Annotated in this window: 15 protein-coding genes; 10 read left to right on the top strand and 5 right to left on the bottom strand. The window is 57.7% G+C overall.

The window, feature by feature from the left end; translation table 11 throughout:
- Nucleotides 1–15 precede the first annotated feature (15 nt).
- On the top strand, nucleotides 16–918 hold the full coding sequence (locus AC2FH8_RS03555; protein WP_281971990.1) for an EamA family transporter: 903 nt from the start codon (nucleotides 16–18) through the stop codon (nucleotides 916–918).
- Here AC2FH8_RS03555 and AC2FH8_RS03550 read toward each other — a convergent pair.
- From AC2FH8_RS03550 to AC2FH8_RS03540, 3 genes are all read right to left on the bottom strand, one after another.
- The gene (locus AC2FH8_RS03550) at nucleotides 915–2,288 is read right to left on the bottom strand and encodes a DEAD/DEAH box helicase (RefSeq protein ID WP_281994523.1); all 1,374 of its coding nucleotides are present in this window, start codon (nucleotides 2,286–2,288) and stop codon (nucleotides 915–917) included. The two genes, AC2FH8_RS03555 and AC2FH8_RS03550, sit on opposite strands and share 4 nt — an antisense overlap.
- A 184-nt stretch (nucleotides 2,289–2,472) precedes the next feature.
- A complete protein-coding gene (locus tag AC2FH8_RS03545) occupies nucleotides 2,473–3,414 on the bottom strand; it encodes a glycosyltransferase family 2 protein (protein WP_496688297.1) in 942 nt (313 codons plus the stop codon).
- Between the two features lie 18 nt (nucleotides 3,415–3,432).
- A complete protein-coding gene (locus AC2FH8_RS03540; protein ID WP_281971993.1) occupies nucleotides 3,433–5,040 on the bottom strand; it encodes a peptide chain release factor 3 in 1,608 nt (535 codons plus the stop codon).
- A gap of 109 nt (nucleotides 5,041–5,149) precedes the next feature.
- Between AC2FH8_RS03540 and AC2FH8_RS03535 the strand changes: the two genes are divergently transcribed.
- From AC2FH8_RS03535 to AC2FH8_RS03500, 8 genes are all read left to right on the top strand, one after another.
- A complete protein-coding gene (locus AC2FH8_RS03535) occupies nucleotides 5,150–5,512 on the top strand; it encodes a nuclear transport factor 2 family protein (protein WP_142633450.1) in 363 nt (120 codons plus the stop codon).
- Nucleotides 5,513–5,586: 74 nt separating this feature from the next.
- A complete protein-coding gene (locus AC2FH8_RS03530; RefSeq protein ID WP_496688658.1) occupies nucleotides 5,587–6,366 on the top strand; it encodes an SDR family oxidoreductase in 780 nt (259 codons plus the stop codon).
- Between the two features lie 2 nt (nucleotides 6,367–6,368).
- Nucleotides 6,369–7,481, top strand: a complete 1,113-nt coding sequence (locus AC2FH8_RS03525; RefSeq protein WP_496688294.1) for a DNA alkylation repair protein — start codon at nucleotides 6,369–6,371, stop codon at nucleotides 7,479–7,481.
- 90 nt (nucleotides 7,482–7,571) lie between these two features.
- The gene (locus AC2FH8_RS03520; RefSeq protein WP_496688292.1) at nucleotides 7,572–8,618 is read left to right on the top strand and encodes a methyltransferase domain-containing protein; all 1,047 of its coding nucleotides are present in this window, start codon (nucleotides 7,572–7,574) and stop codon (nucleotides 8,616–8,618) included.
- 80 nt (nucleotides 8,619–8,698) lie between these two features.
- Nucleotides 8,699–9,784, top strand: coding sequence for an ABC transporter ATP-binding protein (locus AC2FH8_RS03515; RefSeq protein WP_185956606.1), 1,086 nt, complete (start codon nucleotides 8,699–8,701; stop codon nucleotides 9,782–9,784).
- Nucleotides 9,785–9,905: 121 nt separating this feature from the next.
- A complete protein-coding gene (surE, locus tag AC2FH8_RS03510) occupies nucleotides 9,906–10,688 on the top strand; it encodes a 5'/3'-nucleotidase SurE (protein ID WP_496688290.1) in 783 nt (260 codons plus the stop codon).
- Nucleotides 10,685–11,335, top strand: a complete 651-nt coding sequence (locus tag AC2FH8_RS03505) for a protein-L-isoaspartate(D-aspartate) O-methyltransferase (protein WP_142633458.1) — start codon at nucleotides 10,685–10,687, stop codon at nucleotides 11,333–11,335. The genes surE and AC2FH8_RS03505 overlap by 4 nt, the downstream gene beginning before the upstream one ends.
- A gap of 63 nt (nucleotides 11,336–11,398) precedes the next feature.
- Nucleotides 11,399–12,550, top strand: a complete 1,152-nt coding sequence (locus AC2FH8_RS03500) for a peptidoglycan DD-metalloendopeptidase family protein (protein WP_496688288.1) — start codon at nucleotides 11,399–11,401, stop codon at nucleotides 12,548–12,550.
- Nucleotides 12,551–12,613: 63 nt separating this feature from the next.
- Here AC2FH8_RS03500 and AC2FH8_RS03495 read toward each other — a convergent pair whose 3' ends face one another.
- The gene (locus AC2FH8_RS03495; protein ID WP_281994529.1) at nucleotides 12,614–13,285 is read right to left on the bottom strand and encodes a helix-turn-helix transcriptional regulator; all 672 of its coding nucleotides are present in this window, start codon (nucleotides 13,283–13,285) and stop codon (nucleotides 12,614–12,616) included.
- Between the two features lie 21 nt (nucleotides 13,286–13,306).
- Nucleotides 13,307–13,612, bottom strand: a complete 306-nt coding sequence (locus AC2FH8_RS03490) for a hypothetical protein (protein WP_142633465.1) — start codon at nucleotides 13,610–13,612, stop codon at nucleotides 13,307–13,309.
- A 219-nt stretch (nucleotides 13,613–13,831) separates the two neighbouring features.
- Here AC2FH8_RS03490 and AC2FH8_RS03485 point away from each other — a divergent pair, with 219 nt between their 5' ends.
- Nucleotides 13,832–14,047 carry a twin-arginine translocase TatA/TatE family subunit gene (locus AC2FH8_RS03485; protein WP_142633467.1) on the top strand — a complete coding sequence of 72 codons (216 nt, stop codon included), beginning with the start codon at nucleotides 13,832–13,834 and terminating at the stop codon, nucleotides 14,045–14,047.

The raw sequence follows: 14,047 nt of genomic DNA, 5'->3' as shown, positions 1-14,047 counted from the left end.
GCCACAAAAGGCGGCATGAGCCTCTGGATACCTGTCACTATCGCCGCCGCAACGTTTCAGACGGTGCGGTTCATGCTGCAAAAATCGCTAAGCAGTGTAAAGCTGACGGCCGCCGGGGCGACATTTGCCCGGTTTGCCTATTCGATCCCGCTGGTTCTAATCGCTCTGATCGTGGCGCAGCAGTTGACGGGGTATTCCTTGCCGCCGTTGACCGCCCGGTTCTGGGTGTTTGCCACCATTGGAGGAACGGCTCAGATCCTTGCCACGATCTGTGTCGTCGCCTTGTTCAAACAGCGCAATTTTGCTGTCGGCATAACTTTTAAGAAAACCGAAGTAATCCAGACCGCCATCGTTGGTTTTCTGGTCCTGGGCGATCAGGTCTCGTCCTGGGCGCTTGGGGCGATCTTTCTGGGGCTGACGGCTGTGTTGCTGCTGTCGAAAAGTCCCGGAGGAGACGGGGCGTGGTGGCGACACCTGACGAACCGGGCCTCACGGCTTGGCCTGGGATCAGGTGTGCTGTTTGCGTTTTCCTCGGTCAGTTATCGGGGTGCCTCGCTTGAACTGGGCGAGATTGATGCGTGGTTTCGGGCACTTGTGACGCTGGCAGTCGTTGTCTCGCTCCAGTTCGTCAGCATGGGCCTGTGGCTGTTGTGGCGAGACAGGGCCGAGCTGCGCGCCGTGTGGCAGACACGCCGAACAGGCGTATTTGTCGGACTGACCAGCCTGTGCGGATCGTTCTGTTGGTTCTTGGCATTCACCTTGCAAAACGCCGCCTACGTCAAGGCTCTGGGGCAGGTCGAGCTGATCCTCAGCTTGTTCGCGTCGATCTTGTTTTTCCGCGAAACCATCACCCGGCGCGAGATCGCCGGGATGACGTTATTGGGCGCATCAATTCTGGCGTTGGTTTTGTCTATTTAACCCGTGCGGCGTTCGTCGAAGCTGAGCGCGATAAAGCTGGGCAGGTGATCGCCCATTCCCACGACCGAAGGACCGTTGTCAGCGCGCCGTCCACGGCCTCTGACTTCTTTATCCTTCTTGCGATCTTCTCTTTTATCGTCGCTTTTGGGGGCCTCTGTTGGCCGGACTTCTGTTGGCCGGGCCTTTTTCTCGGGCTTTGGCCTCTCGGGTTTCGGCTCTTCCTTTACCGGATTGTCCAAGCGAGGAATTTCTTTTTGAATCAGCTTCTCGATCGCGGCCAATGCTTTTTCATCGCGTCCCGAACAGATAGTGATCGCTTTGCCTTCGCGTCCGGCGCGACCTGTACGGCCGATCCGGTGCACATAATCCTCGGGGTGGCCGGGGACGTCGAAATTGATCACATGACTGACCGAGGGCACATCCAATCCGCGCGCTGCAACGTCCGAGGCGACAAGCAGGCGTAGTGTTCCGTCACGGAAACCGTCCAGTGTTTTCGTCCGTTGTGACTGATCGAGATCGCCATGGATCGCGGCAGCATCATAGCCGTATTTCTTCAGCGATTTCGCACAGATATCCACATCGGTCTTACGATTGCAGAAGATGATCGCGTTGGTGCATTTTTCGCCCTCGGAGTCGATCAGCGAACGCAGGACCTGGCGCTTGGCGCTGGCCTCGCGGTCACGGCGACCACCTTTGAACATGACCACACTTTGCTCGATGGTTTCCGAGGCCGTTGCCTGACGGGCAACTTCGATCCGGGTTGGGGCCGACAGGAATGTATCGGTGATCCGCTCAATCTCGGGCGCCATGGTGGCTGAGAAGAACAGCGTTTGGCGTGTGAACGGCGTCAGCGAAAAAATGCGTTCGATATCGGGGATAAAGCCCATATCCAACATTCGGTCGGCCTCATCCACCACCATGATCTGGACGCCGGTCAACAGCAGTTTGCCGCGTTCGAAATGGTCCAGCAGACGACCCGGTGTAGCGATCAGAACGTCGACGCCACGGTCGATCAGCGCATCTTGCTCCTTAAAGCTGACGCCGCCGATCAACAGCGCTTTGGTCAGTTTCAAGTGCTTTGAGTAGGTATCGAAATTCTCGGCCACCTGCGCGGCCAGTTCCCGCGTCGGACACAGCACCAGCGACCGCGGCATGCGCGCACGTGCGCGGCCACGGGCCAGCAATGTGATCATCGGTAGCGTGAAGCTGGCGGTTTTGCCTGTACCGGTCTGGGCGATACCCAGAACGTCCTTGCCCTCAAGCGCGGGTGGGATTGCGCCTTCCTGGATCGGTGTTGGCGTTTCGTATCCGGCTTCCTCAATGGCTTTGAGGACCTTCGGGTTCAGGTTCAGTTCGTTAAACTTTGTCATGTATGTCCGGTTGTTGCGGACACTAAAACCTGGCCCGCGCGTAAAGAATGTGCCGGGCCCGGATGGCCATGCGATATTTTGTGCATTTCGGCTTGGCGGGACATAACAAAATCACGGGGCAGGGTCAAATGAAGTCACTTTTATGCTGCGACACCGGCTGACCATGCGGATTTATCGCAACAATTCAGGTACTTCCGGGGAAATGTTTCGCGACTTTTCCATCCAAATCCAGCGGACGGTGCTTAATCAGCCCAAACTTTTCGAGGCGGGTGCGAACTTCTTGGTCGGCGCCACTGATTTCATCATAGAAAGCCCGCAGGCCGTGAGCCCCATCTTCTTCTTCGATCCAGCTCAGTAATTCATTCATGTTCATCCCGCCTTGTTCGCGCGGAACATTGGGTGACATGCCTGGCTGATACGAGCCCTTTTCGAACCGGAACCGATAATGGGCTAGCCAATGATCCCAGTCAGGTGCATGACGGTGGCATAGATCAACCTGGGGCAGCTCGACCTTGGTCGGGAGGATTTCGCCATCCTGAAACAGATTGTGAATCCGGAAATTGATGTGAGGTAAGCCTTTGCGAACAAACAGTTTACCCTGAACATGGCTGAGGAATCCAGCAAGAACAAATCCGCCAAAATTCGGATATAGTGCCTGAACGATCCCATCACGGCCCTGACCAGCGGGGATATAGGCTTTGTACAGGTCTTCGGTTCCGCCCACGGGCTCGATCGGACGAACGCGCACCGCTGGGATATGTTGCGGAATCTCCGCTAATATCGCGCCAAGGTCGGATTGCGGCCAGAGGAACTCGTCCAGATCAATATGGGCAAGCCAGTCGACCTCAGCCTTTCTGTAAGTAAAGCTGGCATTTGCGGTTTGCCGGACCTGATGTTTGTCGGGCCTCTCGCGCTTTCGGTTCGCCCAGTACCCTTCGTCGCAGTTGCGTATTTCGATCCGTGGGTGGCGGTTCAGGACGTTGAACGCAGCCGGGCAGGGCTCGTCCAGATACAAATACATCCGGTCGGCCCCGAGATCGAGGTGATAGGCCGCAAACCGAAGTATGTCCGGGGCCGAGCCCCGGATCGTTGATACAATGCCCCAGTTCGGGACATTATCCGGCATATGAAGCTCGTGACCCTGTCACGCCATCATCTCTTTGGTGGCGGTCAGGTTCAGGTCGGGATAGTCCCGCACGACCCGGTCGATGTCCCACTGCAGGCGAGTCAAATAGACGATGTCGCCGTCATGATCATGAGCGATGTGCTGCTTGTTGGCATTGACGAATTTCTCGACCTCAGCCTTTTCACCACTGACCCAGCGGGCGGAGGTGAACTGAGACGCCTCGAACCGTACCGGCAGGCCGTATTCCATCTCAATCCGGCTGGCCAGAACCTCGAATTGCAGTGCGCCAACGACGCCGACGATAAAGCCCGATCCGATCGACGGTTTGAACACCTTGGCCGCGCCTTCCTCGGCGAATTGCATCAGGGCTTTTTCCAGATGCTTGGCTTTCATCGGATCGCCCGGGCGCACGGTCTGCAGCAGTTCCGGCGCAAAGGAGGGGATGCCAGTTACCCGGATCGCTTCGCCCTCGGTCAGCGTGTCGCCGATGCGCAGCTGGCCGTGGTTTGGGATGCCGATGATGTCTCCGGCCCAGGCCTCTTCGGCCAGTTCCCGGTCGGATGCAAGAAACAGCACAGGGTTCGAGATTGCCATCGGCTTTTTCGATCGAACATGGGTCAGCTTCATGCCGCGTTTGAAATGGCCCGAGGCCATGCGCACAAATGCCACCCGGTCGCGGTGCTTGGGGTCCATATTGGCCTGAACCTTGAAGACGAACCCAGAGACTTTCTTTTCTTCTGGCGCGATCTGACGGGGTTCCGCGGACTGCACCTGCGGCTGTGGACCATAGGCGCCGATGCCTTCCATCAGTTCCTTGACGCCGAACGAATTGATCGCCGAGCCGAACCAGATCGGGGTCATGTGGCCTTCCAATACCGCTTGGGGGTCAAGCGCGGGCAGCAATTCGCGTGCCATCTCAACCTCTTCCAGCAGCTTCTCAAGCAGGTGCTCGGGCACATGTTCGGCCAGCTTGGGGTCGTCCAACCCGTTGATCTGGATGCTTTCGGCCACTTTATTACGGTCAGCGCGGTCCATCAGCTCCAGCCGGTCGCGCAGCATGTCGTAACAGCCGATAAAGTCGCGGCCTACTCCAATCGGCCATGCAGCGGGCGTGACGTCGATGGCCAGCATTTCCTGAATTTCGTCGATGATCTCGAACGTATCGCGGCTTTCGCGGTCCATCTTGTTACAGAAGGTCAGGATCGGCAGGTCGCGCAGGCGGCAGACCTCAAACAGTTTCTGGGTCTGGCTTTCCACACCTTTCGCGCCGTCGATCACCATCACGGCCGCGTCCACCGCGGTCAGAGTGCGATAAGTATCTTCCGAGAAATCGCTGTGGCCGGGCGTGTCCACCAGATTGAACCGGAAGTTTCCATAGTCGAAGGACATGGCCGAGGCCGAGACCGAGATCCCGCGATCCTTCTCCATCTGCATGAAATCCGAACGTGTCCGCCGTGCCTCACCCTTGGCGCGTACCTGACCGGCCATCTGGATGGCGCCGCCATACAGCAAGAACTTTTCCGTCAGGGTCGTCTTGCCCGCATCCGGGTGCGAGATTATGGCAAATGTCCGGCGCCGGGCGATCTCGGGCGGCAAGGTGGGTTGGTTCGTGGCGGTATCAAGCATAGTCGCGCGTATAGGCGGGGAATTCTGCCGAAGCAAGACAAAGAGGCTGGTTCGAATCGTCTGCCTGTGGCAATAAGAACATATAGTGAACAAATAATGGAGAGGATCAATGAATTTGAAAGAAATCGCCGATGAGCTGGTGGCGGGATGCCGGGAAAACCGGGCCAAGGCCAATCTGGATAAGCTGTATGCGGCAGATGCCGTTTCGGTTGAGGCCGTCGATGCATCCGGTATGGGACGCGAGGCGCATGGGCGCGACGCGATCCGTGGCAAGCACGATTGGTGGGAGAGTTCGACCGAAGTGACGGGCGGAAACGTCAGTGACCCGATGGTGCATGGCGAAGACCGTTTTGCTGTGATCTTTGAGGTGCAGGGCAAGTTCAAGGAAAGCGGTGAGAGCTTCGATATGCGCGAAGTTGCGCTGTATCACGTCGCGGATGGCAAGATCGTCCGGGAAGAGTTCTTCTACTAACCCCTTGTCATCAATCTGTCTTCCCTGTCTGCTGGGTGCAAGACATGCGGATAATCACAGATGGGGAGGAACAGATGGATCTGGGAATAGGTGGAAAGCGCGCGCTGGTCTGTGCCAGCAGTAAAGGTTTGGGTCTGGGCTGCGCCGAGGCTCTGGCGGCGGCTGGTGTGAATCTGGTGATGAACGCGCGAGGGGCCGACGCGTTAGAGGCTGAAGCTGCGCGTTTGCGTTCGGAATTTGGTGTCGATGTGCAGAGTGTTGCGTGTGATGTGACCTCGGAAGAGGGGCAGGCGCAGGTGATTGCTGCCGCGCAGGGCGTTGATATTCTTGTGACAAATGCTGGCGGTCCGCCTCCGGGCCTGTGGTCGGATTGGCAGCGCGAGGACTTCATCAAGGCGTTGGATGCCAACATGCTGACCCCGATTGCCTTCATGAAGGCCCTGTTGCCCGGCATGATGGATAAGGGCTGGGGCCGGGTGGTCAACATCACCTCACAATCCGTACGTGCGCCGATTGCCGTTCTTGGCCTGTCTAATGCCGCACGGACCGGGCTAACCGGATATGTGGCCGGAACGTCCAGGCAGGTCGCGCCGCATGGTGTGACAATCAATAACCTGTTGCCGGGGATACATGCGACGGATCGGGCGGATTCTCTGGACGGTGGTGTGGCTGCGCAGCAAGGCATTTCCGTTGACGAGGCACGCGCGCAGCGTGAGGCAACCATCCCCACGCGCCGCTATGGCTCGCGGCAGGAGTTCGGGGCAACCTGCGCGTTTCTGTGTTCGCAGCATGCGGGCTTTATCGTCGGGCAGAACATCCTGTTGGATGGTGGCGCGACCAATCTGACGATGTGACCATGACGCAAGGATTTTCACTGAAGGATCAGTTGTTTAATGCAGAAAAGACCGGCTATCTGGCGGGGCTTTTTGCCGAGGCTGATCCAGGGTTCGATGCACAGGCGTTTCAAACGCAGGTGATGTCACGCCTTCTCGAGCTTGAGTTGAAAGAGCGGATGGCGTGGATCGCCGAATGCCTGCAGCAACAGGTTCCGGGTGAGCTGCCAACTGTCGCTCCGACCCTTTTACGGGCCTTGCCGCCGCCGCTGGATCCGAACAAGACCGACGACGATTTTGGCGATTTCATCTTTGCGCCGCTGGGGGATTGGGTCGTGAATGTCGGCCTTGATCACCCCGACCTCGCGCTGGACGTGCTGGCTGAACTGACGCAGAGGTTTTCGATGGAATGGGCCATTCGCCCATTTCTCAATCGCCACCCCGAACACGTCATGGAGCGGCTGGAGGATTGGTGCGGACATGACAGCTATCACGTGCGGCGTCTGGTGTCCGAAGGAACCCGCCCGCGTTTGCCATGGGGGCAGGCGGTGGGGCTGGAATTGACCGATCCGCTGCCTCTGCTGGATCGGCTGCATCAGGACCAAACGCGCTATGTGACGCGGTCGGTGGCCAACCATCTGAACGACATCTCCAAAAAAGACCCGGATCTGGTACTGGACCGCCTGCAGGGCTGGTCTCGTTCACAGCGTCAAGACGCGGACGAGCTGCGGTGGATGACCTCTCATACCCTGCGCGGTCTGGTTAAGGCCGGGCACCCACGCGCGATGAAGATGCTGGGATATGACCCTGATGCCGATATACAGGTCTCGGTTATGGTAAATGGGCAGGCAAAGATTGGCGGCGCGCTTGAGTTTGATGTTTCATTGGCTGGTGAGGTGGATCAACCGGTTCTGGTCGATTATATCATTCATTTCCAAAGGCCTGGCGGCAAAACTTCCGCCAAAGTTCACAAGCTGAAACAGGCCGCGCTAAGGAATGGAAACCTGACCTTGAGCAAAAAGCACAAGCTCAAAGGCGATGCGACCACGTTCAGGCTTGTTCCCGGCGCACATCTTCTGGAGATTCAGGTGAATGGCCGGGTGCGCGCGGATCTGGATTTTGAGCTGCTGGGCTAGCTCAACCTTTCGTCAGATTGCTCGGCTTTTGATTGCACGGTGCGCGGTGCTGGGTTAGCTCAACATCAGTCAGATCAGGGGATGACAGCGATGAAGCATGAATCGGTGCAGAACTATTATGGCGAGGTCCTGCAAAGCAGCGCGGACCTGCAGACCAACGCGTGTTGTACGCCCGACGATATGCCGGATCATCTGAAAAAGATCCTCGCCAAGGTCCATGATGACGTGCTGACCCGCTATTACGGCTGCGGGCTGATCGCGCCGCTGGATCTGGAAGGGATGAGGATCCTTGATCTGGGCTGTGGTGCCGGTCGGGATGTATACGCCCTGTCTGCCATGGTGGGCGAGAGAGGGCGAGTGGTCGGCGTGGATATGACGCCCGAGCAGTTGGATATAGCCCGCGCGCATCAGGAATATCACGCCGAAACCTTTGGGTATGCCCAAAGCAACGTGGAATTCCATCACGGCTACATCGAAAAGCTGGATGAACTGGACTTAAAGGCGGGGTCTTTCGATATCATCGTTTCGAACTGCGTGATCAACCTGGCCACTGATAAGGAGGCCGTTCTGCGCGGCGCGCACCGCCTGCTTAAGGACGGCGGAGAGATGTATTTCTCGGACGTTTATGCGGATCGTCGCGTACCGCAGGCAATGGCCGAGGATGAGGTTCTGTATGGCGAGTGTCTGTCCGGTGCGCTGTACTGGAATGACTTTCTGTCGATGTCTCGCAAAGCCGGTTTCGGCGACCCGCGTCGAGTCACGCACCGCCCGTTGACCATCGAAAATCCGGTTCTTGAGGACCGCGTGGCACCGCTCAAATTCCTGTCAGCCACCTATCGTCTGTTCAAGTTACCTGCGTTGGAACCCGCCTGCGAAGATTATGGTCAGGCCGTGATCTATAAGGGCACTGTGCCCAATGCGGCGCACATATTTGAGCTGGATGACCACCACGCAATCGCGACGGATAAGGTGTTTCCGGTGTGCGGCAACACATGGATGATGCTCAAAGACACGCGGTTTGCGCGGCACTTTGAGTTCATCGGTGATTTCTCAACCCATAACGGCATCTTCGAAGGCTGCGGTGGTGAAAGCCCATTTGAGGCGACCGAGCAGGCCGAAACGGGCGGCTGCTGCTGATCCCTTGCACCCAAAGGGAGGGGTTGCTATCCCCGCCCAAGCCCGATTGATTTGATCGGGTAAGGCTACGGGGTCCATCGGTGACAGTAAACGCAACTCCTCCGCGTCTGGAAATTCGCAATCTGGTCGCCCGGTACGAAGGTCGGGTGGTAGTTGATGACGTCTCGCTGACCGTGCAGGCGGGGCAGGTGACATGCCTGTTGGGGCCGTCAGGGTGCGGCAAGTCAACGACGCTGCGGATGATTGCCGGTGTCGAGATGCAAGAGACAGGCCAGATCTATGTCGATGGCAAGCTGATCTGCGATACGGTGTTCCGTGTCCCGCCTGAGCGGCGCGAGATTGGCCTGATGTTTCAGGACTTTGCCCTGTTCCCACATCTTAGCGTAGCTGACAATGTTGCCTTTGGCCTGAAGGGTAGCAAAGATGAAAAACGCGCACGCGTGGATGAGTTGCTGGCCAAAGTCGACCTGATGCGTTTCGCAGACAGCTTTCCACATCACTTGTCGGGCGGTGAGCAACAGCGGGTGGCTCTGGCGCGCGCATTGGCCCCACGCCCCCGGATCATGTTGATGGATGAGCCGTTTTCGGGGCTCGATAACCGGTTACGCGATGGAATTCGGGACGAAACTCTGGCGATCCTCAAGGAAGAGGACGCCGCAGTCCTGTTGGTTACCCATGAACCCGAAGAGGCAATGCGTATGGCCGATGAGATCGCCCTGATGCGCCGTGGCAGAATCGTTCAACAGGGTGCGCCTTACAACGTCTACACCCGTCCTGCGGACAAAGCTGCAGTTGCATTCTTTAGCGATATAAATGTGTTAGGCGCGCAAGTTAACGGAGCTTTGGCCGATACCCCATTTGGTCAGTTTCTTGCTCCGGGTGTGCCGGATGGAACGAATGTTGAGATTGTATTTCGGCCTCAGCACGTCCGTTTGGATTTTGATCGCAATGGCAAAGGTCCACTGCCGACACCGACGGACGGTGTAGCCGCGCGTGGTGTGGTCGAACGGGCGCGTTTTCTGGGCAACGAAAGCTTGATTGAATTCCGTATGGACTATGATGATTCAATCTTGAAAGCGACCGTTCCCAACGTGTTTGTCCCGCAAGCGGGGCGGGTCATGTGGCTGACCATTCGCCGCGATCGGTGCTTTGTATTCCCCAAATAGGGTCTAAAACTGCAGTTTAGGCGCAAGTGGTGCGTGAAAGCCTCAGATTGCACCTGCGGGTTGCTTGCCGCAGTGCGGGGCTGGGTCTATCAAGGAAAAAACGCTGCGGTGGATGGGGCATATGCGTATTCTTTTAACCAATGATGACGGTATCAATGCGCCGGGACTTATCGCACTCGAGGCGATTGCTGCCGATCTGGCCGGACCGGGCGGTGAAGTCTGGGTCGTTGCGCCCGCTTTCGAGCAATCCGGCGTGGGGCATTGCATCAGCTACACGCACCCGATGATGGTTGCCAAGCTGGGAGAACGCCGTTTTGCTGCGGAAGGATCACCAGCTGATTGTGTCTTGGCTGGTTTGCACGATGTGATGAAGGACGCGCCACCCGACCTGGTATTATCTGGTGTGAATCGTGGGAACAACTCGGCCGAGAATACGCTGTATTCTGGCACAGTCGGGGGCGCGATGGAGGCGGCCCTGCAGGGGGTTCCGGCTATTGCCCTGTCTCAATATTTCGGTCCGCGCAATTTGGGGCTGGATGACCCGTTCGAATCCGCGACCCGATTTGGTGCCGAACTGGTTCGTAAGATACTGGGCGCGACGCCGGCAGAACAAGGCGATTACCGTTTGTTTTACAACGTCAATTTCCCCCCAGTGCCTGCGGATGAAGTACTGGGCACCCGGATCGCCCCTCAGGGTTATCGGCGTGACACACATTTCTCGGTCGAGCCGCACAGCTCACCTTCGGGGCGGCGGTTTCTGTGGATCAAGGGCGGGTATCAACACAACCCGACTGCACCTGGGACGGATGCTGCCGTCAATCTGGCAGGCTATATCTCGGTCACACCAATGCGTGCGGATCTGACGGCGCATGACGCGCTGGAAGCGTTAAAGTCGATCGAATGAGCGGACTGGACCCTGAAACAACCATGCAGTTCCTGTTTGCCCTGCGCTCGCGCGGGGTGACGGATGCACGCGTGCTGGCAGCCATGGAGCAGATAGATCGCGGCAGATTTGTCAAAGGCCTGTTTGCAGAACGCGCCTATGAGGATACGCCGCTGCCGATTGCGTGCGGCCAGACGATCAGCCAACCGTCTGTCGTTGGGCTGATGACGCAGGCGCTGGAAGTACGTCCGCGTGATACCGTGCTCGAGATCGGGACGGGATCGGGCTATCAGGCCGCGATCCTGTCGAAACTGGCACGCCGGGTATACACGGTCGAGCGTCATAAGCGACTTGTGCGCGAAACCGGCCAGTTGTTCCGTGATTTGGGGCTGACAAATGTGACGGCAATGTTGTCGGATGGTTCGTTTGGTTTGCCCGAGCAAGCCCCGTTTGATCGTATCATCGTGACTGCAGCTGCCGAGGACCCTCCCGGGCCGCTCTTGGCGCAGCTCAAAATCGGCGGTATCATGGTCTTGCCGGTGGGGCAATCGGATACGGTCCAGACGTTGATCAGGGTCCGACGCACCGAATCCGGTTTGGACTATGACGAATTGTTGCCTGTCCGTTTTGTGCCCTTGTTAGAAGGGCTTGGGAAGGATGGAGCTTAAAGGAATATTCTGCAAAATGCGCCGGAACCCCGATGAACAGGGGCAGGTGTCGAGGACAATAAAATGAGAGCAGTTTCCAAATCAGCAATGCGCCGCTGTGCGTTAGGAGTGGCTAGCCTTGCAATCCTGGCTGGGTGCGAAGGGCCGCTGGACTATGATCTTCGCGGACAGGTAGGCGGTTTTTCCACCGCCGAAGCAGCACAGTCGGCGACGACCAACCGGCCCGCACCGGACGCGAGGGGTGTCATCACATATCCGACCTATCAAGTGGCGATTGCTCGCCGTGGCGACACTGTCAGAGACTTGGCCGCAAGGGTTGGTTTGCCTGAAGGAGAGCTGGCGCGTTTCAATGGTCTAATGCCTACCGATTCCTTGCGCGAGGGCGAAGTTGTGGCACTGCCCCAGACGGTCGGTTCCGCAAGCTCTGTCGATATTGCGACGATAGCTGGTACGGCAATCGACGAAGTCCCCGCAAATGGCTCGGTCCGTACATCAACGCTTGAACCCGCAAAACCTGCGGCGGCACCGGCACCAACCGGTCCCGAACCGATCCGCCACAAGGTGAAACGTGGTGAAACGGCATTTACAATTTCACGCCTCTATGACGTTCCCGTTGAGGCGCTGTCAGACTGGAATGGATTGGATTCCGATTTTACCGTCCGCGAAGGCCAGTTCCTTCTGATCCCGGTGAAAAGCCAATCCGCACCGCGCAAAGCTGCTGTGCCTGCAACGAATGTGACACAGCCCGGCCAGGGGTCTCCGACACCGACGCCGCCCAGTGCTACGCAGCCCTTGCCCGACGAAACCATTTCCCCGGCCACTCCGGCGCCTGATGTGACCGCCGAGGCACCAACAAACCAAAGTAATTCGGCGCTTGGGCTTCCTGTTAACGGTACGATTATCCGCACCTATCAAAAGGGAAAGAACGAGGGGATCGACATTGCAGCGGCCGCAGGAACGCCTGTAATGGCGGCAGAGGCGGGAACTGTTGCGGCGATCACTGCTGATGCAGATCAGGTTCCGATCATCGTTGTTAAACACAACAGTGATCTGCTGACCGTCTATGCCAATGTGGCAGATATCACGGTCAAGAAAGGGGATCGCGTGCGACGAGGGCAGAAGATTGCCTCGCTACGGAGCGGGGACAACGCCTATGTCCATTTCGAAGTGCGCAAAGGCTTCGAATCTGTAGATCCAGAGCCCTATCTGAAATGATAAGAATGGCCCCGTCAGGGCCATGCCGCTGGCAGGGATAATCCCAACCCGATGACGGCAGGGTTAAGCGTATGGGTCGTAATCGCTCAGACGTTTTCCCGGCTCGTCTGCAAAAATCTCGGGCAGAGGCAGGACGGTTTCGATCAGGTCAATTCGGAAGACCCGGAAACCATTGCGGAGTTCACACCAGGATGTCAGCGTCCAGACTCGTCCCCAATACTCCATATGCAATGGCCGAATGGTGCGCTCGGTCAACACGCCGTCGATCCTGCGGTAACTCAGACGTAATTTTTGTCGTGATTTGATGGCGGCGCGGATCGGGGCCATATGCGCCAGCCCGCGTGCGGCATCGGCAAAGGGGTAGACCGCAAATTTCCAGCTGTCAGCCTCGGAAATCACCTGGGTCGGCAGCACGGCGTCGATCTTTTCAGCCAAAGACTCGGCGGCGGTTTTCAAGTCGGGGTCGGCGGCCTCGGCCACGATTGCCATGCCAAGGTTCAGCGCTTCCAGTTCGGCCGGGGTCAAATTCAGCGGGGGCAGGGTGATCTGCTCACGCACCATATAACCCACGCCGCGCTCACCTTCGACCGGAACGCCCGAGGCGGCCAACGTATCCATGTCGCGATAGATCGTGCGGACCGACACCTCGAGCCGATCCGCAATGTCCTGCGCACGGTGCAGTTTGCCGTCGCGCAGGATCTGGATGATGTCGAACAGACGGTCAGTGCGGCGCATGACACGCCGTTCTGACCGCGATCAGGCGGTCATGTTCCATAGCACGTTCTCGTGGCGCATCTGCATGCCTTCGGGGTTGATCGCTGCGATCAGTGCGGGCGCAAAACCCTGCTGCGGGAACTGCGCAGCTGCGTCCTGTGCGGCCTTCATATCGGTCCAGATCACGTAGTCAGTCCAGCGCCCGTCTTCGCCTTGACTGAGTTGACGATGGGCAAACCCCGGAGCTGCGCGTACAAAGGCTTCGGACGCTTGGCTGAGTTTTACGAACTCTTCCGGGGTTGTCCCGTTGGCGAGGGTGAAGGTGACGATTTCTGCAACATGGGTCATGTGAATCTCCGTTGACCAGGTTTCGATACCGCCTACCTAGCCCCTATCAACTGACACAAACCTGTCAGTTGATCAATCCGAGGCCGTAAAAAACATCGGATCGGATCAAATTTGAACGCAGATTTGAACCAACTCACTTTTGCAGGCGGGCCAGCGGGCGTAGACACGGACCCAGATCACATTTCCGGCGTACGGCGCCGACGTTATAGGAGAAGAGAGATGCTCAACAATATTGGCCTTCCCGGCATTCTGCTGATCGCAGTTGTGGTTCTGGTGCTATTCGGCCGTGGCAAAATCAGCTCGTTGATGGGCGAAGTGGGCAAAGGCATTACGTCATTCAAGAAGGGCGTCAAAGAAGGCGCAGAGGAACTGGATCAGGACGCATCCGAGCTGGCCAAGGACGTCACGCCCGAGACCGACAAAGACAAGGTCTGA

The sequence above is a fragment of the Ruegeria sp. CDSC025 genome (assembly GCF_059610805.1).
Note: the sequence above shows the minus strand (reverse complement) of the source record. Positions and strands in the feature narration are given on the sequence as shown.

What these genes read in the sequence shown, in the direction of transcription:
- AC2FH8_RS03555 (WP_281971990.1), top strand. Translation starts at nt 16, where the DNA reads ATGAGCCTCTGGATACCTGTCACTATCGCCGCCGCAACGTTTCAGACG.
- AC2FH8_RS03550 (WP_281994523.1), bottom strand. Translation starts at nt 2,288, where the DNA reads ATGACAAAGTTTAACGAACTGAACCTGAACCCGAAGGTCCTCAAAGCC.
- AC2FH8_RS03545 (WP_496688297.1), bottom strand. Translation starts at nt 3,414, where the DNA reads ATGCCGGATAATGTCCCGAACTGGGGCATTGTATCAACGATCCGGGGC.
- AC2FH8_RS03540 (WP_281971993.1), bottom strand. Translation starts at nt 5,040, where the DNA reads ATGCTTGATACCGCCACGAACCAACCCACCTTGCCGCCCGAGATCGCC.
- AC2FH8_RS03535 (WP_142633450.1), top strand. Translation starts at nt 5,150, where the DNA reads ATGAATTTGAAAGAAATCGCCGATGAGCTGGTGGCGGGATGCCGGGAA.
- AC2FH8_RS03530 (WP_496688658.1), top strand. Translation starts at nt 5,587, where the DNA reads ATGGATCTGGGAATAGGTGGAAAGCGCGCGCTGGTCTGTGCCAGCAGT.
- AC2FH8_RS03525 (WP_496688294.1), top strand. Translation starts at nt 6,369, where the DNA reads ATGACGCAAGGATTTTCACTGAAGGATCAGTTGTTTAATGCAGAAAAG.
- AC2FH8_RS03520 (WP_496688292.1), top strand. Translation starts at nt 7,572, where the DNA reads ATGAAGCATGAATCGGTGCAGAACTATTATGGCGAGGTCCTGCAAAGC.
- surE (WP_496688290.1), top strand. Translation starts at nt 9,906, where the DNA reads ATGCGTATTCTTTTAACCAATGATGACGGTATCAATGCGCCGGGACTT.
- AC2FH8_RS03505 (WP_142633458.1), top strand. Translation starts at nt 10,685, where the DNA reads ATGAGCGGACTGGACCCTGAAACAACCATGCAGTTCCTGTTTGCCCTG.
- AC2FH8_RS03500 (WP_496688288.1), top strand. Translation starts at nt 11,399, where the DNA reads ATGAGAGCAGTTTCCAAATCAGCAATGCGCCGCTGTGCGTTAGGAGTG.
- AC2FH8_RS03495 (WP_281994529.1), bottom strand. Translation starts at nt 13,285, where the DNA reads ATGCGCCGCACTGACCGTCTGTTCGACATCATCCAGATCCTGCGCGAC.
- AC2FH8_RS03490 (WP_142633465.1), bottom strand. Translation starts at nt 13,612, where the DNA reads ATGACCCATGTTGCAGAAATCGTCACCTTCACCCTCGCCAACGGGACA.
- AC2FH8_RS03485 (WP_142633467.1), top strand. Translation starts at nt 13,832, where the DNA reads ATGCTCAACAATATTGGCCTTCCCGGCATTCTGCTGATCGCAGTTGTG.